Annotated in this window: 19 protein-coding genes and 1 pseudogene; 15 read left to right on the plus strand and 5 right to left on the minus strand. The window is 43.9% G+C overall.

The genetic code is table 11. The annotated features are described in order from the left end of the window. Nucleotides 1–27: 27 nt before the first annotated feature. Entirely contained in the window at nt 28–2,076 is a 2,049-nt protein-coding gene (locus CWC29_RS19385) for an ATP-binding protein (RefSeq protein ID WP_128727054.1), read from the minus strand. 488 nt (nt 2,077–2,564) lie between these two features. Continuing rightward, nucleotides 2,565–4,169, minus strand: a complete 1,605-nt coding sequence (locus tag CWC29_RS19390) for an isocitrate lyase (protein WP_128727053.1) — start codon at nt 4,167–4,169, stop codon at nt 2,565–2,567. 247 nt (nt 4,170–4,416) lie between these two features. Here CWC29_RS19390 and CWC29_RS19395 point away from each other — a divergent pair, with 247 nt between their 5' ends. The 12 genes and pseudogenes from CWC29_RS19395 (at nt 4,417) to CWC29_RS19450 (ending at nt 16,186) form a co-directional block, all read left to right on the plus strand. Then, complete coding sequence (locus CWC29_RS19395; RefSeq protein WP_138521344.1) at nt 4,417–6,594, plus strand: malate synthase G; 2,178 nt, start codon at nt 4,417–4,419, stop codon at nt 6,592–6,594. Between the two features lie 339 nt (nt 6,595–6,933). Then, nucleotides 6,934–7,062 (plus strand): hypothetical protein, encoded by a 129-nt coding sequence (locus CWC29_RS23830; protein WP_239966548.1) that lies wholly within the window; start codon nt 6,934–6,936, stop codon nt 7,060–7,062. 157 nt (nt 7,063–7,219) lie between these two features. Beyond that, on the plus strand, nt 7,220–7,720 hold the full coding sequence (locus tag CWC29_RS19405) for a hypothetical protein (RefSeq protein WP_128727051.1): 501 nt from the start codon (nt 7,220–7,222) through the stop codon (nt 7,718–7,720). Beyond that, nucleotides 7,713–7,925, plus strand: coding sequence for a helix-turn-helix transcriptional regulator (locus tag CWC29_RS19410; RefSeq protein ID WP_138521342.1), 213 nt, complete (start codon nt 7,713–7,715; stop codon nt 7,923–7,925). Before CWC29_RS19405 ends, CWC29_RS19410 begins: the two co-directional genes overlap by 8 nt. A gap of 214 nt (nt 7,926–8,139) precedes the next feature. Continuing rightward, complete coding sequence (locus CWC29_RS19415) at nt 8,140–8,991, plus strand: substrate-binding periplasmic protein (protein WP_138521340.1); 852 nt, start codon at nt 8,140–8,142, stop codon at nt 8,989–8,991. Between the two features lie 298 nt (nt 8,992–9,289). Continuing rightward, nucleotides 9,290–9,880 carry a transcriptional regulator BetI gene (gene betI, locus CWC29_RS19420; RefSeq protein WP_128727048.1) on the plus strand — a complete coding sequence of 197 codons (591 nt, stop codon included), beginning with the start codon at nt 9,290–9,292 and terminating at the stop codon, nt 9,878–9,880. A 1-nt stretch (nt 9,881) separates the two neighbouring features. Further along, a complete protein-coding gene (gene betB / locus CWC29_RS19425) occupies nt 9,882–11,345 on the plus strand; it encodes a betaine-aldehyde dehydrogenase (protein WP_138521338.1) in 1,464 nt (487 codons plus the stop codon). Nucleotides 11,346–11,354: 9 nt separating this feature from the next. Then, nucleotides 11,355–13,022: a choline dehydrogenase gene (gene betA / locus CWC29_RS19430; protein ID WP_438270145.1), complete on the plus strand. Its 1,668-nt coding sequence runs from the start codon at nt 11,355–11,357 to the stop codon at nt 13,020–13,022. A 151-nt stretch (nt 13,023–13,173) separates the two neighbouring features. Next, on the plus strand, nt 13,174–14,391 hold the full coding sequence (locus CWC29_RS19435; RefSeq protein ID WP_138521334.1) for a BCCT family transporter: 1,218 nt from the start codon (nt 13,174–13,176) through the stop codon (nt 14,389–14,391). A 12-nt stretch (nt 14,392–14,403) separates the two neighbouring features. Beyond that, entirely contained in the window at nt 14,404–15,105 is a 702-nt protein-coding gene (locus CWC29_RS19440; protein WP_138521332.1) for a TorF family putative porin, read from the plus strand. Nucleotides 15,106–15,203: 98 nt separating this feature from the next. Further along, nucleotides 15,204–15,586 (plus strand): annotated as a pseudogene (locus tag CWC29_RS19445) (VOC family protein). 291 nt (nt 15,587–15,877) lie between these two features. Further along, the gene (locus tag CWC29_RS19450) at nt 15,878–16,186 is read left to right on the plus strand and encodes a cupin domain-containing protein (protein ID WP_138521330.1); all 309 of its coding nucleotides are present in this window, start codon (nt 15,878–15,880) and stop codon (nt 16,184–16,186) included. Between the two features lie 272 nt (nt 16,187–16,458). Here CWC29_RS19450 and CWC29_RS19455 read toward each other — a convergent pair whose 3' ends face one another. Continuing rightward, complete coding sequence (locus CWC29_RS19455) at nt 16,459–17,394, minus strand: LysR family transcriptional regulator (protein WP_138521328.1); 936 nt, start codon at nt 17,392–17,394, stop codon at nt 16,459–16,461. A gap of 122 nt (nt 17,395–17,516) precedes the next feature. On the opposite strand from CWC29_RS19455, the gene CWC29_RS19460 reads away from it, so the two are divergent. Genes CWC29_RS19460 through CWC29_RS19470 form a run of 3 tightly spaced genes read left to right on the plus strand, consistent with a single transcriptional unit; the run spans nt 17,517 to nt 21,432 of the window. Next, nucleotides 17,517–19,511: a ligand-gated channel protein gene (locus tag CWC29_RS19460; protein ID WP_138521326.1), complete on the plus strand. Its 1,995-nt coding sequence runs from the start codon at nt 17,517–17,519 to the stop codon at nt 19,509–19,511. After that, complete coding sequence (locus tag CWC29_RS19465; protein WP_138521324.1) at nt 19,511–20,602, plus strand: PepSY-associated TM helix domain-containing protein; 1,092 nt, start codon at nt 19,511–19,513, stop codon at nt 20,600–20,602. The genes CWC29_RS19460 and CWC29_RS19465 overlap by 1 nt, the downstream gene beginning before the upstream one ends. Nucleotides 20,603–20,604: 2 nt before the next feature. Continuing rightward, nucleotides 20,605–21,432, plus strand: a complete 828-nt coding sequence (locus CWC29_RS19470; protein WP_128727039.1) for a DUF4198 domain-containing protein — start codon at nt 20,605–20,607, stop codon at nt 21,430–21,432. 75 nt (nt 21,433–21,507) lie between these two features. Here the strand turns inward: CWC29_RS19470 and CWC29_RS19475 are convergent, their stop codons facing one another. Together CWC29_RS19475 and CWC29_RS19480 are read right to left on the minus strand one after the other, a co-directional pair. Continuing rightward, nucleotides 21,508–22,560 carry a DNA topoisomerase IB gene (locus tag CWC29_RS19475; RefSeq protein WP_167815451.1) on the minus strand — a complete coding sequence of 351 codons (1,053 nt, stop codon included), beginning with the start codon at nt 22,558–22,560 and terminating at the stop codon, nt 21,508–21,510. Nucleotides 22,561–22,677: 117 nt separating this feature from the next. Then, nucleotides 22,678–24,210: an ATP-binding cassette domain-containing protein gene (locus tag CWC29_RS19480; RefSeq protein WP_138521320.1), complete on the minus strand. Its 1,533-nt coding sequence runs from the start codon at nt 24,208–24,210 to the stop codon at nt 22,678–22,680. Nucleotides 24,211–24,558 lie beyond the last annotated feature (348 nt).

The raw sequence follows: 24,558 nt of genomic DNA on the forward strand, positions 1-24,558 counted from the left end.
CCAAGCATCTGCTTGGCCTTTTGTACTTTATGCTGATACATCTACCGCGTGAGGTAAGTTTATCTGAATACACAAACCGCCATACTTCCCTGACTTCACTGTGATTTTTCCATTCATCGCTTCAATCAAGCTCTTACAAATAGATAAACCAAGACCTGAGCCTCCTGTTGCACGGCTTCTCGATGCTTCGACACGATACAGACGTTCAAACAGTTTGTTTTGCTCGGCCTCTGATACGCCTGGTGAGCTATCATCTACTTGTAGAAATAGTCCTTGCTTATTGACCACAGCTTTAAACCTTACCTTGCCGGGTTTATCTGTATATAAACATGCATTTTTAGCAAGGTTATCGATAACCCTATCCAGCTTCGGTTTATCAATGTAAATACTCATATCATCGACGTGAATGTCGGCGATAAATTGCAGCTGATTACTTGTTACTAGCCTTTCAATGTCATAAACATAGCTTTGGATAACCGTTTTCGCGCCATGCTGCTGAGGGTGGATCACAAGTGCGTTATGATCTGCTTGAGATAATTGATATACGTTCGAGATCAATTCATTTAGCTGATTTATCTTGTTGTTGATCTTGGCATATGCAATTGTGTTGTCATCAATAAGATTGTGTTCCATCGCTTCTATATGGAGCTTTAAGACACTGAGTGGCGTGCGTAACTCGTGGGAAATATCGGCCAGCATTTTATCTTTATGCTCAATATTCAATTGATACATTTTTGCTTTTAGCGCCGCATTTCTATGTTTGATGACAAAAAATCCGACTAGAAATAACCCAGCTAAGAAGGTCGATATTGCAGTGATCACCCACATTTGTGTGGATAGCTTGGCATTTTCTAAGTTAACCTCAGTTATGGCTTGTGCAGAGCGGGCTTGCTCAAGTTGTTGAGATTGAATAAGCGCGTCAATACTGGCTTTATAGGTACTTACTTGTTTTTCCAGTAATGCTTCATGAAGTCGAGTCTGTAGTTCTGAAGTCGACTTCATAAATTGGAAAGCTTGAGCGTATTCATGATGTGCAGCAAGCGTTATCGCTTTAAGGCGATGATATTTTTCGAGCAGCAGCTCTGCCGTTTCAATTTCGGTTAGAGCGTCCAGCTTGGTGAGTAGTGTTTTTGCTTTGTTTACTTCTTTGCGTTTTAGCCTAACTTCTAACTCCGTCAGGTAGGCGTAAAATTGTTGCAGTGTTGAGCTGGTTTGAGTGGCATATTCAATGCCTGCAAGTGCATCTGATAACGCATTGTCTAAGTCTGCCTTGGCTATATGGATCAGCGCTGAGTTACGATATGCCCTAGCGAGTGAAACCCTAGCATTGAGTTCTTTTAGAAATTCAATGGCCTCTTTTGTTTGCGCTAATGCTTCGTCCGTTTTACCATTTTTAAACTTTAGCTCCCCCAAGCGAAGGGCTGTGCCAGCGACGTTGCGTAATTCTTTTGAAGCTTTATCTGCAACGAGAGCTTGTTGGAAGAAATACTCAGCATTCTCCTTATCTCCCATACGCACAGAAATATCACCAAGATTATAAAAATTAGCCCCTTGCTTTTCGTACTGATCAGTTCCTTTTAGCAATTCATAGGCTTTTAAGTGGTATTGCATAGATTGCGCAAGCAAATTTCTATGGTCGGCAACTACACCCAGGTTATTATAGGTTTGCGCAACTAAATTTGATTTATTCATTGCTTCGGCTGAAGAGAGTGCTTTTAAGTAAAAAGACTCGGCCTTTTCAAGCTGGCTTAAGTGACGATAGTTAATACCTATCTCTCTGTATACATCATACTTACGTGCTTCGGTAAGAAAAAATTGCTTTTCAATATAACTAAGTGTAGATATTGATTTCTCGTATAAGTCCTGCTTTCGATAAATCATGGCCTGCAAATAAATCGCTTGATATCGCGTTTCTTCTTCTTCACTGACGCTGGCCGTTTCAATTTTAACTAAGGCTTCGGTGTATTTTCCTGCCTTTTCTAAATCTTCTATTTCCTTGATAACTGTATTCCCAGCCTGGCAATGCATCGCTGTAAGCAGTGCTACTGCTTTTATTAAGTTCTTAATGGGGGTCATGTATCAACTTCAACGTACTATAATCAGTTTTATAGTTTTACATGGAAAAATGGGGTAAATATGGAAAGTGTAAAGGGGGTTTACAGCAGAATGAAGTGCTTATAAATCTGAGGTTAGTCATATTTTGGTTTTTAGTCAAAATAAACTCAGAACAAAATTTTACTAAGTAAGTTAGTAAAAATGTGACCTGTCGCTGGTTTAGTTAGTAAAATTTTGGTTTGTGACAGTGAAAAAAGTCACAAATGCGCTCTTTTTTGTCGGGATCTTAGATCTTTACTGTAAAGATCGGGATCGCTAGGTGTTGAGTTAATAAAATTCTGATCTCAAATAGGTCTAGGTTAGTAAAAACATGATCTGAATAGCTGATGTTGGTAAATACGTGATCTCAGTTACCAGTGGCTAGTAAAAATCTGATCCACAATAGATAAAAGGGCCTGACGGCCCTTGCTGATTAAGGAACTATATAAGTCGATATTTAGCTAGAGTGTTTAGAACTGGTTCATGGTGTTGGCTTCACCGCCTGCTTTGAGAGCATTCTCACCAGAGAAATACTCTTTGTGGGTGTCACCGATATTAGATCCAGCCAAGTCTTGGTGTTTAACTGATGCTTGCTCGCGACGGATTTCTTGTCGTTGCACATCGCGTACATAGGCAAGCATACCCGCGTCACCAAAATAGCCTTCAGCCAGAATATCAGTGCTGAGCGCTGCTGTATGATAAGTTGGCAGTGTAATTAGGTGGTGGAAAATCCCCGCTTCTCTTGCCGAGTCACGCTGGAAGTTTTGCACCAGTAGATCGGCTTCTGTTGCCAATTCGGTTGCGTCTAACTCTGGTGCCATCAATACTTTTGCATCCGCGCTTGGATTTGGGTATGCCGATAAGTCTTTACCTTGCTCCTGCCATTGTTGGTATACCTGTTCACGGAATTTTAATGTCCAGTTGAACGATGGTGAGTTGTTGTACACAAGCTTAGCGTTAGGCACTTGCTCGCGAACTCGGTTAACCAGCTCGGCAATTTGCTCGATATTTGGCTTTTCGGTTTCAATCCACAATAGATCTGCGCCTGACTGTAAGCTAGTTACACAGTCTAGTACCACACGGTCTTTTTCTGTGCCTGCTCTGAATTGATAGAGGCCGTTATCCAAGCGAACTGGTTTCTGTAATTCGCCATCCAGCTTAATTGCCATTTCACCTTCTTGTAAATCAGCGGCTGAGGTCACAGGCGTGGTGTCTAAGTAGCTGGTGTATTGACTCGCAAGGTCACCAGCTGCTTTTGATACTGGTACCTTTTGCGTCAAGCTAGCACCCAATGAGTCGGTACGAGCAACGATCACGCCATCTTCAACACCAAGCTCAAGGAAAGCGTATCGCACAGCGTTAATTTTAGCTAAAAAGTCCTCATGGGGAACCGTTACTTTACCTGCTTGGTGGCCACACTGTTTTGCATCCGATACTTGGTTTTCGATTTGAATAGCACAAGCGCCCGCTTCAATCATTTGTTTAGCTAAAAGATAGGTCGCCTCTTCATTACCAAAACCGGCATCAATATCTGCAATGATAGGCACTACATGGGTTTCGAAATTATCGATTTTGCTAAGGATCTCGGTTGTGTCTTGGCCTTTGGTTTTTGCTGCATCAAGCTCTTTGTAGAGATGGTCTAGCTCTCGTGCATCGGCTTGCTTGAGAAAGGTGTAGATCTCTTCAATCAAAGCTGGAACCGCTGTTTTTTCATGCATACTTTGGTCAGGTAGTGGGCCAAACTCTGAGCGTAGCGCTGCAACCATCCAGCCACTTAGGTATACATAAGAGCGCTTTGTGGTTTTATTGTGGCGTTTTACGGCCATCATCATTTGTTGCGCGGTAAAACCGTGCCAACAACCAAGCGATTGTGTGTATTGGCTGCTATCTGCGTCGTACGCTGCCATGTCTTCACGCATCACTTTTGCCGTGTATTTTGCAATGTCCAAACCGGTTTTAAAACGGTTTTGTAGGTGCATACGGCTGGCATACTCAGGACTGATAGACTGCCAAGTTTTTCCTTGGCTTTGGCATAGACTAGAGAAATGATCTAACTGAGTTTGATACTGAGACATAATTAGCTTCCTTTGAACGGGTACTATAAATCAAATTAAATTCTGGTTGTTTGTTACACGAAACCAACCGGTGTGAGAGTGGTTGGCTGCGGGCTTAATTAAACACTAGGCCGATAAATTAGATTTTTTAAATTTATAGTTGTTATTGTGAGTATATTTTTTGTGAATGGTAAAAGGGGTTCGTTTTTCCAAAAATTGTTTTATGTTTGACCTATCCCGTTCAAAAAATGTTAATCAAGGACTCTCCATGAGCAAGTATGTCACTCATTCAGGCTTCCAAATTGCGACTCCACTGGCGCACTTTGTTGAGCAATCTCTACTTCCCGGTACGGGGATCGCGGTCAATCAATTTTGGCAAGGCGTAGCGGATATTTTTTCGGAACTTGGGAAGCAAAACCAAGCGTTACTCAACAAACGCGATACCCTGCAACAGCAAATTGACGATTACCACCTCTCTCATCCTGATTGGCAAGCTGCAGAATATCGGACATTTCTTGAATCTATCGGTTATTTGCAGCCTGAGCCTGAAGACTTTGCCATCGAAACCGAGCATGTAGAGCCTGAAATTGCGAGCGCAGCCGGTCCTCAGTTAGTGGTGCCTGTCAGTAACGCAAGATTTGCGCTCAATGCGGCGAATGCGCGTTGGGGCTCCTTGTATGACGCGCTCTATGGAACGGATGTTCTTGGTGAAGAGGATGGTGCTGAGCGTACTCAAGCCTATAATCCGAATCGCGGATTTAAAGTCATGGCTTATGCTAGGCAATTTCTCGATAAAGCGCTGCCGCTGGCAGAAGGCTCTCACATAGAAAGTACGAACTACGCGATTCTAGACGGCAATTTGGTGATTACACTAAACGACAGCACCCAAGTTGCACTGCAAAAGCCTGATCAGCTAGTGGGTTATCAGGGGGAGGCACAAAATCCAAGTGCGATATTGCTATGTCATCATGATCTGCATATTGAGATCCAAATCGATCCGCACCATCCGATCGGACAGGCAGACAAAGCCGGGATCAAAGATGTCGTCCTTGAGGCTGCACTTACGACAATCATGGATTGTGAAGACTCAGTTGCGGCGGTAGATGCACAAGACAAAGTATTGGTATACCAAAATTGGTTAGGTTTGATGAAAGGGAGCTTGAGCGAGACCTTCGAAAAGTCAGGACAATCACTGACTCGGACGCTAAATGCCGACCGAAGCTATGTAAATACACAAGGCCAGCGAATGACACTAAAAGGTCGTTCTATGATGTTTGTGCGCAATGTTGGCCACCTAATGACAACACCAGCGATACTGGATGCAGAAGGAAACGAGCAGTTCGAAGGGATCTTAGATGCCATCATGACAAGCACGGCTGCGCTGCATGATTTGCAGGGAAATAGTCCGTTTAAAAACTCGACGGCAGTAAGTATCAATATCGTGAAGCCAAAGATGCACGGGCCTGAAGAGGTCGCTTTCACTGATACCCTATTTAGCCGAGTTGAAGCGATGCTCTCGCTACCTAAAAATACCATTAAAATGGGGATTATGGATGAAGAGCGCCGTACTTCGGTAAACTTGAAAGCGTGTATTGCTGCCGCTAAGCAGCGTGTAGTATTTATTAATACGGGCTTTTTGGATAGAACAGGCGATGAAATTCATACCTCAATGCTGGCGGGCCCTGTATTGCCCAAAGTGGCAATTAAAGGACAGTCTTGGATAGCGGCCTATGAAGATCAAAACGTGGATATTGGCCTTAAAACCGGTTTTAGGAAAAAGGCACAAATAGGCAAAGGAATGTGGCCAATGCCAGATAAAATGGCGCTGATGATGGAGCAAAAGCAAGGCCATCCGGAGTCTGGTGCTAATACTGCATGGGTGCCCTCTCCTACCGCAGCAACGCTCCATGCAATGCACTACCACTATGTGGATGTGTTTGCCCGCCAACTTGAGATAAAAACACGTCAGCAGGCGTCGCTCGATAACTTACTGACGCCCCCGTTGATGTTAGAAAACGATTTGTCTGCGGAGGATATTCAAGCCGAATTAGACAATAATGCGCAGGGCATTTTGGGCTACGTGGTGCGCTGGATAGACCAAGGCGTAGGTTGCTCAAAAGTGCCTGATATCAATCACGTTGGATTAATGGAAGACAGAGCAACGCTTAGGATCTCAAGCCAGCATATCGCTAACTGGTTATATCATGGTATTTGTAGCGAAGAGCAAGTGGAAAAAACCTTTAGGCGCATGGCGGCTGTAGTAGATGGTCAAAACGAAGGTGACAGCCTCTACCAACCAATGCTCAATGACCATAAACCGCTTAGTGAAAACCTTGCTTATAAAGCGGCGTTATCTTTGGTATTTGAAGGCCGAGTTCAACCCAATGGTTACACCGAGCCGCTACTTCACGCCTATCGACAAGCCTATAAGCAGCAGGCAAATTAGTCCCTTTTTATTTCGATGTCACTCAAATCAAGGCTGGTCAATCCAGCCTTTTTGGTTTTTCTGCTTGTGTCGAGGTAAGCCTCGACCTACGTTGGGTTCGTAGGTCGTGATTTATCACGACGAGCTTTTTCATCGTAGATTGTTTAGGTGCTTGTCGAAATATTTGTTGAGATTTTTGTCGAGGTAAACCTCGACCTACGTCGGAACCGTAGATCGTGATGTATCACGACAAGTCTATATGTATATCTTTCAGCACATTAGCACCTACTATGGCCATAATATTTCAATGGCAGAATTGGCTGATATCGTCCCATTCACGTAAAGAACCGTTTTACTGAGGTGTTCGGGCTCAACCCAAATCAATATCTGCAATGGTTTCGAGTGCAGAAAATGTGTGATTTATTAGAAAGCACGAGTAAGCCATTTGATTGGATTGCGCACCAGGTAGGATACGACAGCCTGCCGTAAGACGTTTAATAAGTGTATGGGCTTAAGACCAAGCGAGTTTCGAAAACGTTTCTAGTTATTTAAACTTGACTTAAAGTAAAAATATTTGACTTGTGATTGAGCAAAGTTTACGCTTCCAATGTAAAGAATATTTTACTTTGAGTAAAGTGAGGGTAACATGGAAAGCAGCAATAAGATTAAAGCGTTTTTAGACTCGTTGAGTTTCCGTGACTTAACGATTGCGATAGAGTTTTTGGTAACAGGTTATATCTTGTATTTTTATTTAGGCGAAATAACAGCGGCTACAGAGCAGTTACGTCAAGATCCTAGTTGGGTATCAGGATTGTTGCTCAAGGTGATTGTTATTTCTATCGTGACATCTATTGCAGGTCAGCTGCTACTGAGCTTTGTTAGCGATAAAGATATGGATAAGCCGTTAGATGAGCGTGAAAAGTTGATTGCGCTATCAGGGTGCAAACCGGCCTACTGGGTGCTTCAGATTGGTGTGTGTATCTCTATTTTCCAGTATTCAGCCGAAGCACAAAATTGGTCGCAAGCGCTTCCTTTTGAACTACCATTTGCACCACTTCATATTTTAGTGATTGCATTTTTGCTGGCTGAATTGGTCGGTTATGGAACCCAGCTCGTCAAAGCTCGTTTGGGGGTTGTGTATGTCTGATTTACCAATAAAAAACAAAATCAGAATGCTACGTTTTATGAGGGGTGAAATGACACAAAAAGAACTTGCTGAGCGGGTGGGTGTCACAAGACAAACGATTATGGCCATTGAGGCTGCCAAATATTCTCCCTCGCTTGAAGTCGCCTTTAAAATAGCGCATGTATTTAATATCTCTATTGAAGAGGTATTCGAATATCAGCCATAAAGTGCCAAAACAAGCGTGATGTAAAGGGGGTTTACGTCACGCTTTTTTGTTTCTGTGAGCACCGATACGTTTTTTGATTTAAATAGTTTAATTATCAGGCATTGTGTTCTAGGCTTTAGGTAAATATATTGTTACTACTAAAGATAGTGCCTATGCAATGAACTGAGTAGTCATGCTATAAGGCCGATTGTCACAGACTTGCTCACGAGGTGTCATGGTTAAGCAGTACATATCAGTGAATAACTTGATTGGCATGGCTATATTGGTGTGGAGCTTGGTAACTACTCCTGCCAGTGCAAGCGAATGCAGTAAAACGGTGAATATCGGCGTTGTTGCCGATTGGCCACCATTAACTGTATTTGATGAGCTTGGACCTTGGGGCCTAGACGTAGACATTGCCGAGATGGTGTTCCAGCACGTTGCCGTGTGTACTACTTATATTCGCCTCCCTTCCAGCGCTCGCACTTTTGAAGAAATGTCAAAAGGAGTGATAGATGTTGCGGTAATGGTTAGCTACACTAAAGATAGAGAAGTATACGGAGATTTCTCTCAGCCCTATCGTTTTGAACGTATGCGATTATTTTCTTTATCACCTCCCACAGCGCTTCCCAATTTAGCTTCATTACTAGAGCAATCGAAAACTATAGGGTTAAGCATCGGATCCTACTATGGCGAAGAGCTTGGTGAGCTGAAACAAGATCCTCGCTATAAAGATCAGTTTGTGAGTATTGCCAGTGCGCAGCGTCGAGTTGAAATGCTAATGAAAGCGCGTGTTGACTTTATTGTGGATGATATGATCACGGGAAATTATTTTATTAAAGAGCGAGGGCTTGACGCAGCGCAGGCTTGGCCTTACGTGATACATGATAACCAAGTACATTTTTTGCTGCGTAAAAATGTTTTTAGTGCGAGGCTAAAAAGTAAAATTGATGAAGCGATCGTAGAACTTAAACCTAAGATTGAATTGTTAGTGGCGAGTTATCAGGCAAATGCTTCTTTTGGGGTTTCAACTGTCTCAAATCGGTTCCCCGGTTACCAGTTGTTACCGCTTTCAAATCTTAAATAGCAAGGATGCTTTGTCTTACTCAGTTCCCTCATTTGATTCGGTTTTGACTGTTTTCTAGTCAAGATAAGCTTAATCAGATTGTCACATCAAAACGGTAAATTATCGCAAATACCTGCAAAATCTCAGATTTTTTAAATTTTTTTAAGATTTTTTGTAATCCTTTAAAACCCCTTAGCTATCATGGGATTAACCTAGGTACAAACGTCAAAAAATTGGCTTTTTACAAAAAGTCAACCTTGAAGTCTTAACTTTATCACCCTAAGCTTATTTTAATTGAACGGTCAATTAATAAAAAGCTATGCCAAAAGTCGGAATGGAACCTGTTCGTCGTCAGCAGCTAATTGACGCCACTTTAGAGTCAGTTGCCGAGTTAGGATTACAAGCAACCACTATTAATAGTATCAGTAAAAGGGCCGGTCTCTCATCAGGGATCATCAGTCACTATTTTGGTGGTAAACAAGGCTTGATTGAAGCAACCGTGCGCTATCTATTAAACAACTTGAAATACAGTTTGTTGGACAAAACCTACGGTGGTTGTAGTGCCGAGCAGCGACTCATGTATATCGTAGAGGCTAACTTTGCCATGGTGCAGCAGCAGTCAAATACGACGCGTACCTGGTTGAGTTTCTGGGCGCAATCTATGCACGATGACGAGCTTCACCGACTACAGCGTGTTAACAGCCGCCGTCTGCAGAGTAACTTAGCGACTTCATTTGCTGCCTTTATGCCTCGGCCTGAAGCAAAAGAAGCGGCTGAGCTTGCCGCCGGTATGATTGACGGACTCTGGTTAAGAGCTGTACTAAGCAAAGCTGACCATCATGCGTTTCATCATAGTGAAACGCTCGCAAAACGCTACATTCAATCACTTATTAAGCAGTTTGGAGGATAATGTGACAGTCCCTGTATATCAAAATTTTATTCATGGCCAGTTCTTGGCAAACCACTCAGGCGAAAAGTTTGCAGTAAAAAATCCAGCAACGGATGAAGTGATCTACGAGGTAGAGGTTGCTGATAGTCATGTTCAGCAAGCTGCGATTGAAAGTGCCAAAGCGGGCTTTGCATTATGGTCAGCAATGGCGCCAATTGAGCGTAGTCGTGTTTTACATAAAGCGGTATCTTTGCTGCGCGAGCGTAATGATGAGCTTGCCAAGATTGAAGTGTTAGATACAGGTAAGCCTTGGCAAGAAGCGGAATGTGTAGACATTCAAACAGGCGCTGATGTGATTGAATACTTTGCAGGGTTGGCTCCCGCTCAAGTTGGCACTCAGCAGCCTGTGGCAGGTGACTTTTTCTATACTCGCAAAGAGCCTCTGGGTATTTGTGCAGGCATTGGCGCGTGGAATTATCCTCTGCAAATTGCGTGTTGGAAATCAGGGCCTGCACTTGCCGCTGGTAATGCTCTCATTTTCAAGCCATCGGAAGAAACACCACTTGGTGCAATTAAGCTGGCTGAAATCTTTATTGAAGCCGGTGTCCCTGCGGGAGTATTCAATGTGGTACAAGGTGCCGCTGAAGTGGGCCAATGGCTTACTACCAGCCCTGATATTGAAAAAGTATCGTTCACCGGTGAAGTGGGTACTGGCAAAAAAGTAATGCAAAGTGCGGCAAGCAATTTAAAAGAAGTGACGATGGAGCTAGGTGGAAAATCACCGCTGATCGTCTTTGAAGATGCTGATATTTCTCAAGCGATAAGCGCCGCGATGTTAGGTAACTTCTACACCCAAGGTGAAGTGTGTACTAACTGTACGCGCGTATTTGTACAGCGTAAGGTTTATGACGCCTTTTTGGCCGAGCTAAAGCAGCGTACTGAACAAAATATCATCGCCGGCGATCCGCTCGATCCAAACGTAAATCTTGGCGCCCTAATCTCAAAACAGCATCACACCTTGGTGATGGATTACATTGCAAAAGGCAAAGCTGAAGGCGCAACCTTACTTACCGGTGGTGAGGCACTTAGTCCTGAAACGGCACCAAACGGCTACTTTGTTGCACCGACTGTATTTATCGATTGTCATGATGACATGACCATAGTGAAAGAAGAGATCTTTGGTCCAGTGATGTCGGTATTGGTATTTGATGACGAGGAAGAAGTCATTCAGCGTGCAAACAACACCCACTTAGGTCTGGCTGCGGGTGTATTTAGTAAAGATATTCAACGTGCACACCGTGTCATCCACCAGCTAGAAGCTGGTATTTGTTGGATCAATAGTTATGGCAACTCACCCGCTGAAATGCCCGTTGGAGGCTATAAGCAGTCGGGCATTGGCCGCGAAAATGGCATCGAGACGCTAGATCAATATACCCAAACTAAGTCTGTGTATGTTGGTATGAGCGATATTGAAAGTCCATTTTAATCGAGGAGCATGATGACTGATTTTGATTATATTATTGTAGGTGCAGGTTCTGCAGGCTGTGTGCTTGCAAATCGCCTATCGGAAAATCCAGCGCACAAAGTACTGTTACTCGAAACGGGTGGTAGCGATAAGAGCATTTTTATTCAGATGCCAACCGCGCTATCTATTCCAATGAATACCGATAAATACGCTTGGCAGTTTCATACTGAGCCTGAGCCGTATTTAGACAATCGCGTTATGCATTGCCCTCGCGGCAAGGTACTTGGGGGGTCGTCGTCAATCAATGGCATGGTGTACGTTCGAGGTCATGCAAAAGACTTTGATGAGTGGCAAGACCATGGTGCGCAAGGTTGGGATTATCAGTCTTGTTTGCCTTACTTCAAGCGCGCTGAATCTTGGTATTTAGGTGGCGATGAGTACCGTGGTGAGCAAGGTCCGCTTGGTACCAATAATGGTAATGAAATGGCAAATCCGCTCTATCGTGCATTTATTAGCGCAGGTGAGCAGGCCGGTTATGCGTTTACCAAAGACTATAACGGTGAGCAGCAAGAAGGCTTTGGACCAATGCATATGACCGTCAAAGACGGTAAACGTTGTTCATCAAGCCGAGCATACTTAGACCCAATTAAGCACCGTAGCAACCTGACTATTGTAACGGGAGCACTGGTACAAAAAGTACTGTTAGATGGTAAAACCGCTACAGGCGTTGAGTTCAGCGTGAAAGGAAAACTGAAAAACGCGAATGCAGCGAAGGAAGTGATCCTGAGTGCAGGTTCAATCGGTTCACCGCACTTATTACAATTATCTGGTATTGGTGATAAAGAAGCGTTGACAGCCGCGGGCGTTGAAGTGAAACATCATTTACCTGGAGTTGGCAAAAACCTTCAAGATCACTTGGAGTTTTATTTCCAATACAAGTGTAAGCAGCCCATCACCTTAAATGGCAAGTTGGGGTTAATTTCTAAAGGTTTGATCGGTGCAAGATGGTTGCTTGATAAGTCCGGCCTAGGCGCAACTAACCATTTTGAATCTTGTGCCTTTATTCGCTCGAAAGCGGGCGTTGAGTGGCCAGATCTTCAGTATCACTTTTTACCTGCGGCGATTCGCTACGATGGTAAGAGTGCCTTTGATGGTCATGGGTTCCAAGTTCATGTCGGCCACAATAAACCAAAGAGCCGTGGTGAAGTAACGATTAAATCAGCAGATCCAACGGTTGCGCCTAAAATACAGTTTAATTATCTGGCAGAACAAGAAGACATTGAAGGCTTTAGAGCTTGTGTTAGGTTGACTCGTGAAATCATTGAGCAGAGTGCGTTTGATGACTTTAGGCAGAGCGAGATCCAACCAGGTGAACATATCCAAACCGATGAAGAGATTGATGCCTTCGTGCGTCAAGCGGTAGAGAGTGCTTACCACCCTTCTTGTTCATGCAAAATGGGTGAGGATGAAATGGCGGTTGTAGATTCACAAACCCGTGTGCACGGTGTAAAGGGGCTACGCGTTGTGGATTCATCTATTTTCCCGACCATTCCAAACGGCAACCTCAATGCGCCGACTATTATGGTCGCGGAAAAAGCAGCGGATATGATTTTAGGCAATTCGCCACTTGCCGCTGAGGGAGCAAACGTTGCTATGACGCAAAACTGGCAACAGGTTCAACGTAGTTCGGAGATCTAGTTTCGCCACTCGTATGGGAAAGTTCGTGCCCCATATGAGACCTGCAGTGGCATGCAGTGCAAATCGTTTGCACTGCATTAATGCGGGAATAATGTAAATAAAAACAACGGAGAAAAAATGAGTTACTTCTATCAATTTTGGGAGGGTGACAATGACAGTATGGCTTAGTGCAGGCATCATTTTCACCCTATTGGCAATTGCCTTTATTTTATTGAAGTGGGGGAATTTACAGTGCGTTGGTGTTACACCGGTTAAAACGTTCACTTTTATTGCAATCTTATTTACTTCTGGCCTAGACGTTGGCCTGATCATGTTTCCGCTTACGGAGTTTGCGGGTTACGCAGACATAAAAGCAAGCCCAGAGTATGCATTTACTAATCCGCTGGCCATAGAGTTCGGCTTTTGGGGATTTTTAATCTGGGGTTTCTACTTTCTTACGTGCTTTTATTTCTGCGTAATAGAGCCCAAAGTGAAATTTTTTGAAATTCCTTGGGTAAAATTCATTAATAACCTAGTTATTATCGGTACATGTGCGTTTACTGCATTCTTATTACTGTCTAACCTACCTTGGTATTTACCTAGTTTAGGCGATGGTGAGTCGATTATTCCTAGTTTCTATCTGATTGTGTTTGCGGCGATCGCCTTTGCGGTTTATTCAAGCACTAGCCTTAAGTACGTGCGTTTTTTAAGTATCACAACGACATGGGTATTTATCGGTTTAATTGCCTTTATGTGGGCGTCTGCGTTTGTCTTTGGTGACAGTGCAATGTCGAGTTATACCAATAACTTGGCGCTGATCGGCGGTTACTTTGCCAATATAGATCAGTTTGTGTTGCCACTTAATGACTATCACGAGTTCTATCTATTCTGGTGGTTTGCGTGGAGTATCATGATAGGGCAATTCACATCGCGTTTTGTCGGCGGCTTGAAAACTTATCAAGTGCTAGCGGCGATGCTAATTTTCCCATCTATTCCAATCGCAGCATGGTTTAGTGTGCTTTATCACTATTATGAGGCTGGGATCCCAACTGCGGGTATTAAAAACTTTGCAATGGTCTTTGTTGGCGTGGTGTTTGTAATCAATTCGCTCGACTCTTTGATCCGTTTATATACAGATAACCTTAACCTCACAGTTAGCCGTTTAGGAAAAAGAAACTATATTTTATTTAATATCGTGGCGTTATCACTGCTTACGCTGTTATTTAAACTAAACTTTTTACAGATCCAATGGGTTGGTGCGTTAGTCATAGGCTTGTTCTTCTCATGTTTTGGTTACATTGCTTATAGCAAATACAAAACCGTGAGTAAGATTGATAGCTCGCCAAAAGACAACCTTATCGACTTTAGAAAAATTGAATCAGTAAACTAGGGATACAACCAGATGACAACTTTAAAGAAAACACTTTGTGCACTCCCACTTGTACTTGCATCTAACTATGCGGCTGCAGATTGGTCTGCAACACTCACAGGCGCGTCCGACTATACCTTTAACGGTGTGAGTCAAACGCAAAATGACCCTGCACTTCAAGGCAGTATTGATAAGGCTTTTGCTAATGGCGTTTATGTAGGTAGCTGGGCCTCAAATGTAGACTTTGGTGACGGCACCGATATAGAGTGGGACTTCTATGTTGGCCGATATGTAGAGCTAAACCAAAGTTGGAGCCTAGACTACGGTATTGCTTATTACTCTTATCACGGCGATAGCGGCTCAAGTGATGGGAACTACCCCGAGGTGTATACCAAGTTTGGTTACGCTAGTGAATTTGGCCAAACTGAATTTAATTTTTGGTACAGCTGGGACTATTTTGGTTCGGGAGCGGGTCATACCATTGCGATGGTAGCTCATACCTTTGAAATTGCTGAAGACCATGCTTTGAGAGCAAGCTTTGATGTATCTAACTCTTTGGATGGTGATAAATTTGCTTGGGATGGTAATGATAAATCTTACAATCATTACCGTCTTGCATATCAAACCGCATTTAAAGGGTTTGATATTGAAGTGGCTGCTGAAAATACGAGCTTAGATTGGGATACGGCTGATGAACGTATCGTACTTTCTGTGTCGAGAACATTTGATTTGTAACTCGCATTAAGATGTGATGATTGTAATACCAGCCTAAGCTAGGCTGGTATTTTTTTGCCGACAAGGCACGATGGTTCAGTATTATAAGGTTGATGATTATGAATCTTAACCAAGTTACTCTCCCCGTTGATGATATAGATGCAGCCTGTTTGTTCTATAGAAAGCTAGGTTTCACGCAAATTGTTGATACACCGCACTATGCTCGATTTGAATGCCCTGAAGGTAATGCCACCTTCTCTTTGTCGTTAGAAACGCCTCCTATCAACAATGGTGCGGTTATTTACTTCGAGCATGAACAGTTAGATGAGTGGGTTTCTGAGCTAGAGGCCCGAGGGATCATATTTGAGCAACTGCCGACAGCGCAGCCTATCTATGGCGAGAAGCCATACTGTTTGACCCCGCAGGGAACAAGATAAAACTCTACTGGGCCGGTGAAAATCGACTGGATCCTCCTTGGCGTATAGAGCTTAAAGGGCTTTAGTAAGTTCACTCTTGTTTATTTAATGTTAAATTTCGTTTTACAAATATTGTTAAATTGTGTAACTTTAATGGCGACTGTACAACGGGGCACGAAGTCCGAGTGGAGTCGCTAAAGTTAGGGGGTTTTTCACTAATCACCTGATGGGTTGTTTTGACTTATTGAGAACGATGTATTGAACGTTTCTATTGATCAAGTTGTACCATTCTCCCAATTTGCCGCTACTAGATAAATGGATGTGCTTGTTGCGGCAAATTATTTCTCTATCGTCGATTAATTGCTAATTTCAAGCCTATGAACTTTCTAAAAGACATTCCAGCTGATTTACCCGAAGAAATTTTCGAAACGGTACTGTCTCATCCAAATATTCGTATTGAACGAATTGTATCAAGCGGGCATCCCTCGCCAAGCTCAGGATATTATGACCAAGATGAAAACGAGTGGGTGCTGGTGTTGCAGGGCTGTGGCGAGTTGACTTTTGATGACGGTAAAATTGTCACTTTAAAGGCGGGAGATAGCCTTAATATTCCCGCACACCAAAAGCATAAAGTAAGTTATACAGACACTTCTGAGCCAACTATATGGCTCGCCATTTTTTATTAACTAACCTGAGGTTTGGATAAGGAATGTTCCAACTCATTGTTGCTAAAGCACAACTTAGCTTTTTCCTTGTCTAGCCAGAGAGTTTTAGGGAAAACACCGCTTCCGCGTCCTGCTCTCGCTGAGGTACCTACATCCTGTAGGCAAGGCGAATTTACGCACCAATAGCTGGCTATTGGAAGTGAATTCAACGCAGTTAGCGCTAAAACTAGCTGCTAGAAAGGCATTAATTATCCGCAGCTCAGGTTAACTACCAAAGTTTAACTGAACGAAGCTTAGATAAAACTAAAGTCTCCAACAAACACTTGGTTATCGTTGGAAACTTGGGTAAACCACTCTTTTAGGCTTTCAATGGCTGCGGTTGTTTTTGCCGCAACGGTATCGCGATGTGGCGTCACGGCATATACGCTGTATTCTCTTAATGACCACTCAGCACATAACCTTTTTAGTCTACCTGATGAAAGGTGGTGCCTAATTTCTGGTTCAGGTAATACCCCATAGCCGATACCATCAAGCGTGAGCTGAATGCAAGCTTGCATATTATTCACCATAAAACGTGCTGTTGGCAGCGCCACTTGCTGATGAGTTTGTTGATTGCTCAAATGATAGGGATTTTGTTTGCTACTAGAATGACCAATTAAAGCATGAGGCGCTAAGCTTTCTGGGTGCGATATATTGAGTTGTGCCAGTGGGTGATGGCAACTGACACAGGGGATAAGTTGCCAGTCAGCAAGGTGGCGGGCAATAAGGTTTGAGTCCTGTAAAGGGCCTATACAGATAGCTAAGTCGACGCCTTCGGTGATGATGTCGATGGGTTCGTCGGTGAGGATCAAATCAACTTTTATTTGTGGAAACTGCTCACTCAAATAGCGCAGTGGCTTACTGAGTAGCCCTCCTCCAAACCCGATGGGGGCAGAGATCTTCAATATGCCAGATGGCGTATGCTGCAATAACTCAAGTTCATGCTCCGCTTGCTTCGCAGTTTGCAGTATTTGTATCGCGGATTTGTAGTAGATAGAGCCCGCTTCGGTGAGCGTGAGGTTACGAGTATTTCGATTAAATAAACTTAGGCCTATGTCTTGCTCTAATTTGCTGATCTGCTGGCTGACGGCCGAGGTGGTCATATGCAATAAGTCAGCGGCTTTACTCATACTGCCAGCTTCTACCGTTTTTGCGAACACTTTAAGTCCGCGAGTCAATTTCTGATTCATTGTTAAGACCTGCTTAAAATACCTTTAAGAAAAACCGCATTGCTCCAAAATACGCAATCATCATACCATTACAAATGAAAATAATTGTTATTTATCTTGTATTCTATCATGGAGGTTCCTCGATGTTGATGGCCTGTCGTAGTTTGGCGCCACTCTCTTTAGCTGTTGCAGCTGCCCTGCCTTTTTCTTCACTTGCACAAAGTGATGCAAAACCAGAAATAAAAGAAGAGGTGGAAGTGATCGTCGTATCCGCTTCTGGATTTGAGCAACTGCTAAAAAATGCGCCGGCGTCAGTTAGCGTTATCAATCAAGCAGAGCTGCAGCAGCGCTTTTATCGAGACCTGACCGATGCCATGACAGATGTTCCCGGAGTTGTAGTAACTGGAGGCGGAGACAGGGAAGATATTAGCCTTCGCGGCATGGGCAGTCAGTACACGCTTATTTTAGTCGACGGGCAAAGACAAAGTTCGCGTGAGACTCGGCCAAATAGTGACGGTCCTGGTGTTGAAGGTGCATGGACGCCTCCTGTTGCTGCCATCGAACGTATCGAAGTTGTGCGCGGGCCTATGTCTTCGCTGTATGGCTCTGATGCAATTGGCGGCGTAATTAACATTATCACTAAAAAAACGCCTGACCAGTGGCATGGAGAAGTCAGAGTTGACGCCACCAGCCAAGAAAACAGTCGCTCAGGTGATATTTATCAGGCAAATTTCTTTGCTGCAGGCTCGCTAATCAAAGATACCTTAGGGGTACAAATTTACGGCCAAACTACGCACAGAGACGAAGACGAAATTGTGTCTGGCTTTAGAGGTCGCGATGCAGATACGCTGAAGGTAAAACTGGCCTATACGCCATCAGATGAACACGAATGGTTATTGGATTATGGTATTGCTTCACAAACGCTTGATGCCACGCTAGGTAAAACGGTGGCAACGCTTGCGCCAGGTGAGCCGTGTGGCCGCCGTGGTTGTCCTGAGTCCACTACAACCGAATACGATAGTGAGTCAATCTCTTTGACGCATAACGGTTACTGGTCATTTGGTAGCTCTCGTAGTTACTTAAAACATGAAGAGTTTGACAATAAATCCCGTGAGATGACGGTCAAAAACGTAGATTTCCAGTCTCTTTGGACGTTACCGCTTGGTGAGTCTCATACTAGCTCAATCGGTGTTGCTTATCTTAATGAAGATTTGACCGACAAAACCAGTAACCGCATTAGTGATTTGCAGCAAGTCGACAACGATCAGTGGTCGGTATTTGCTGAGGATGAGTGGCGCATCGTTGAGCCATTTGCCCTGACTATGGGCCTACGCTACGACAAAGACGGTAACTTTGGCGGCCATGTTAGCCCGCGCTTATACGGTGTTTATACTGCATCAGATGCGGTGACGGTTAAAGGTGGGATCTCAACCGGCTTTAGAGCGCCTAACTTGCGTCAAAGTACGGCGGCGTGGGGCCAAGTGAGCCGTGGTGGTAATATTTATGGGAATCCAGACTTAAGCCCTGAAACCTCAATTAATTACGAGGTAGGCGTATACATTGAGCTTGCTAAAGGGATCAGCACCTCAGCAACGGTATTCTATAACGAGTTTGACGATAAAATTTCACGGGTTTCGTGTCCACTAACTCAATGTACGGACGGCCCTAACGAGTTTGGTTCGTTACCGACAACCTATGTCAACGTTGATGAAGCCGTAACCCAAGGGGGTGAAATTAGCTTTTCGGGTCAATTGACTGAAAAACTAAAGCTTAGCGCAAACTATACCTACACAGATTCGGAGCAAAAAACCGGAGTATATGCAGGTAGCCCATTAAACCAGTTACCTAAACATTTGTTCCAAACGTCGCTTAATTATCAGTATTCGGATGAGCTAAACACGTGGTTACGCTTCCATTATCGTGGTGAAGAAAGCCAGCCTGTAACAGGGCCTTCGCAAAGTAGCTTAGTCGCACCTTCGTATAACCTAACTGATGTAGGTGCAAATTATCAGCTGAACGAAGCAATTAAGCTTGGATTTGGGATTTACAACCTCTTCGATGAAGAAATTACTGAAGCAGAATACGGCTACTTTGAAGATGGTCGTCGCTATTGGGCTTCATTGGCGTGGAGCTTTTAATGACACGAGCTCGCTCAGCGGCTAAGTCGTCGAATCGGCGACTTAAAAAGCTGTTTGATTGGCGCACTTGGCATTGGATGAGCTCTGCCGTGTGTTTGGTGGGAATGCTGCTATTTGCCGTGACTGGGATCACCTTAAATCACGCAAGCCAGATAGAAGCTGCACCTACCACATATGCTAAAGAAGCGGTGCTGCCAAGTGCTCTGTTGACCCAGCTTAACGCGGCAGCAGAGCAGACAGCGCTGCCTCGCAGCTTTCAATCTTGGTATCAGTCACACACAGGTGCGGCGTTACCTGCACTACAGCAAGTGCAGTGGAGCGAGTACGAATTGTATGTTGCGCTGCCAAGAGCTGGTGGCGATGGCTGGTTTAGCATTGCCCTTGATAGCGGTGAGTTTTATCAAGAGATCACGGATCGTGGTTGGGTATCATACCTTAACGATCTTCACAAAGGACGTAATACAGGATTTGCATGGCGTATGTTTATTGATGTGTTTTCAGTAGCTTGTGTAGTGTTTTCACTCACAGGCTTATGGCTTTTATACAAGCATTCTCGAGGAAGAAAGTCGACTTGGCCGCTCGTCGCAGCAGGCTTTGTATTACCTGTTTTAGTGCTGATGGTACCTGCGCACGCTAAAGCTGATGAAGTTGAAATCACGATCCCGCGTTTAAACGTTGCGGAATATCACCCACCTTATGTCGCAGTATGGTTGGCGAACAGCAAACAACAGCGAGTTGCCGATATTGCCGTTTGGTATGACGTTAATATGGCGGATAAAGAAGGTGAAAAGTGGCTAAAAGACTTACGCCTTTGGTGGCGTAGAAGCGGCCGTAGCCTATCCATGCCTGTAGATGGCGTGACTGGTGCGACAAGGCGTCCAGGTACGGCAAAGATTGATTTAACCCCTTGGCGCGATGAGTTTAAAGCTTTACCTGCGGATGAATACACGCTGTTCGTAGAGGCTGCTCGTGAGCTTGGAGGTCGTGAAGTATTGAAACTGCCTGTGACTTTACCTATCACTGCACCTGTCACTGTGATTGCAGAAGGTAAATCTGAACTCGCTACAACAATTTTAACAATGGAGCCTTAATCGTGAAAATTTCAACGTTAGTATCTGGTGTCTTAGTTGCCTTAGCCGCATATAGCCCATTAAGTGAAGCACACCGAGTATGGATCAAGCCAAGTACCACCGTGGTGTCTGGTGACAGCGAATGGATCACGTTTGATGCAGCCATCGCCAATGGGATCTTTAACCCAGATCATTATGCTTATCCACTAGAGCGTCTATCAGCACTGTCTCCTTCTGGTAGCAAGGTTGAACTTAAGAACGCTGCAAAACTTAAGTATCGCAGTGTGTTTGACATTGAGCTCAATCAGCAAGGCACTTACAAAGTGTTTAATCAAAGTCGCTCGCTGGTGGCGCGCTGGACTGATGAAAATGGTGAAAAGCATTACTGGCCAGGACGCGGCAAAGTTGGCTCAGTAGAAGCCTTTAACAAAGAAGTGCCAAAAACGGCAAAAGATTTAAGTGTGGTCGACGTTGCAAGACGATTAGAAGTATTTGTAACTTTGGGCGCACCAAATAACACTGCGCTTAAGCCAACCGGCAAAGGGCTAGAGCTAAACCCGGTTACTCACCCTAATGATTTGTACACCGGTGAACCAATTACCTTGCAGTATACGATGGATGGTGAACCTGCCAAGGGTGCAGAAGTGATAGTAGTACGTCAGGATGAAAAGTACCGTGATAATAGTCAACCAAGCAAATATACAACAAATGCCAAAGGTGAAGTGACGCTAACGCTATCTGAGCCAGGCATGTATTGGTTTGAAGTGGAATATGAAGATGACAAAGCACAAGCACCCGCCACAAAACGTGCCGGCAGCTATGTCACTACCCTCGAGGTATTACCGCTTTAACTAACGGTCCCCATGTGGTTTGAGACGTGCAGTCGTCTCAGCTTATTTAATTTAGTGGTCATAACAGAGACGCCACTAAGTGCCCAAAGGGGGAGGCGTTCCTTCCTCCCCCTTTTCTTCTGTTAAAACCTTCACGATGAAAGCTTCACAATCACTGAGCGATCCATCTAACTGCCAAAAGTCATTACTAAAATCAGGAACCATTTGATTTTGGCTGAGTTCACATAAATAGTTCAGGAGCTTGGGGTGGATATAGTAGTCTCGACAGACTTTGGGTGTGTTGCCAAGTGCCTTTGCTACCCGCTTGATTAGATGGGTATCAAAACGCTTTCTTTTACTACCTTCAACCTCTATTGCAACGTCAAATGCGAACTGTACCGCTAACCGAGAAGCTACCCAAGTGCGGTAATCCTTACTGGTAAATTGTGGGCCGTGTAGCGTGTGGATCTGCGTGTTGACGTCATCGCTGGTTAAATCGTGCCATCGCCCTTGGCAATGATATCGAAATAACCCATAGCCAGTTTGTACAGCGGATTCACTAATAAACTGACAAAGTTGTTCGTCGAATACGTCAACTTTTCTTTGTTTACCGTGTTTTCCCTGAAACTCAAAAGTTATCCCTACTTCGTTATGTTTCAGGTGCTTGCGCCTTAACGTGGTTAGACCACAAGTATCATTGTGTTGATAGTAATGTTGGTTACCAATACGGATCCCTGTGGAATCAAGCACCATAACAGCCAGTGCGGCAACTTTTTCTTGGTGCCAATCATCGTGTTTTAGCTGCTCTATACAGCGCGTTCTTGCTTGTGGTAGCTGTTTTGCAAATTGGGCCATGCGGGTAAATTTAGCTTGTTGTTGGGTGAGTTGATAGCTTGGATGATAGATATATTGCTTTTTACCTTTACTATCGAAACCAACGGCTTGCACTTTATCAAAAGCACAGGCGCTGATTTGAACCTGCTTCCACATCGGTGGGATCACCAACTGTTTTATTCGCTTTTTGATCACCTTAGAGCGAATGGGGTTGTTGCTCGCATCTAAATAGCAAAAACCACGGCCCCACTTTTTTCTAGCAACCTCTAAACGATTACATTCGTGAAACTCAGATTGAATACCCTTACAGTCCACATTATCTCCAGTGACAGAATGTTGCATAGAACTAGAAATGCAAATCCCAAACCAGAATTTAATTACCTGAAATACTTTACTTTTTTATCTTAGCCTAAGAAGTATTTGGTAAATTTTTCATGATGTTGTTAACCTTATCGCTTCAAGTTTACTGAGCTGACCGCAAAAGTACTCATTATGAGAGACCAGCATAAATCCACAAGGAAGCTGATTAAGCATGGCCGCAAGCTCTTCTTGTGCTTCAAGGTCGAGGTGATTATCCGGCTCGTCAAGCAGTAAAAAGCCTTGCAGTTGCACTGCCAGCACGATGGCCGATTTCATTCTCTCGCCACCACTGAGGCTCGAGATAGGCCCTGAAATCTGGTTGAGTTTTAGGCCGACGCTTGCAAAGCTGGTGATGATATTATGATGTGGTGTATCAAGTAAGCGCTTGGCAATATCTAAAACGCAAGGGCCCTGCTCAAGCCAAGCACAGTGCTGATCTAAGTAAATACATGTTGCTGGGCGCTGAATTTCTCCGCGCTTTAACTCTAGCTTACCCGCAAGGGTTTTAAGCAAGGTCGATTTACCGATGCCATTTTCTCCAATTACTCTGAGCTTTTGTGTTGTATCCGCAAAAAGGTTCAGTGTATTTTCCGGTCCAAAGCACAGTTCGGCTTCACATAAGCGGAGCTTTTCTTTTGCTCGAAAAGCTGAATTAAAATGAAACTGCTGTTTGTCTTCTCGATAGTACACTGTATTTTTCTTAATATTATCTTGAGCTTTTTGAATTTTATGGGTTTGTCCGGCATGACGTTTACTTCCTCTGTCAGACTTAAAGTCAGCAATCAGTTTACTTTGGCTACCAGCGCGTACTTGTGCTTTCCCTTTATTGGCTTGCCGTTGATGTTGCAGATCCGCTGCAATCATGGCTTGTTTAAGTGTTTTTTGTGCCGCGCGATTTGCTAAATGTTGCTGTTTTTGTCGAGCTTGAGTTTGAAGTAGTGTCTCTCTAAAGGCGTCAAATCCATGTGAGTGATGAGTTAGCTCCCCCTGTTTTATGTGCAGTATATGGTCGGCTGCATCTAATAAAATAGGATCGTGTGTGACGGCAACCACACCATGTTTGTGGTGCTTTAGCTGCTCGGCTAGCCAGTGCTTATTGTTGCTGTCCATGTGATTGCTCGGCTCATCCAGTAATAGGATTGCAGGCTGAGATTGTAATACTTCGATATAGGCTCGCATTTTTGCCCCGGGACTTAGCAGTGTAAAGGGGGTTTCCAAAGTGAGTTCTAGCGGCGCAAGTGTTGCTTGCCAAGTTGATTCTAACTGCCAATCATCTGAGATTAATTCAAAATCGTACCCAGAGGCTAACCCCTGATGGGCCCGATGCAGTGCTGCTAGCTTCTCTTTAAGCCCTAGTAGTTCAGAAACGGTAGCAAAGCGGTTAGTTGCATCTTGTGGGAGATAAAAGCATTTCCCATGACTTTGGCGCTCGCCCGAGGTTAGAGGCTGTTCACCGGATAGGGCTTTGAGTAAGTGTGATTTGCCCGCCCCATTAGGGCCTGTTATCGCAATAAATTGTCGCTCTATTGTTAAGTCGACATCGCAAAATAAGCATTGACCATTTGCAAGTGTCAAGCTTGCATGTTTTAACTGTATCCAAGGCATAATTACTGCTCCTAGTTGCAGCAGTGCAAAAGGCTAAAGGCTAAAGGCACAAAGACTCGTAAAAGCCGTAAATAGTAAAATAGAAAATGAGAGTCTATAGATTAGTCTGAGAAGCCTCAACGATAACCATAAGCTTTGCACTGGAAATTAATAATAAGTTCGTCAGTTACAAAGGGCTTAGTTATTCATTGTGATGGCAACTCCTAATAAGAGGGGAAACAGGCGGATATAAATATCAAGCAGGTAATAGTTTGCCGACACTAGGTTAAATGTCAAGGTGGCATCAGAGAATTCGTCGGTTTTATTTTAAACAATTGTTTCTCCAAGTTGTCATGTGGTAGTGTTTGG

It is taken from the genome of Pseudoalteromonas galatheae (genome assembly GCF_005886105.2).
GTDB lineage: Bacteria > Pseudomonadota > Gammaproteobacteria > Enterobacterales > Alteromonadaceae > Pseudoalteromonas > Pseudoalteromonas galatheae.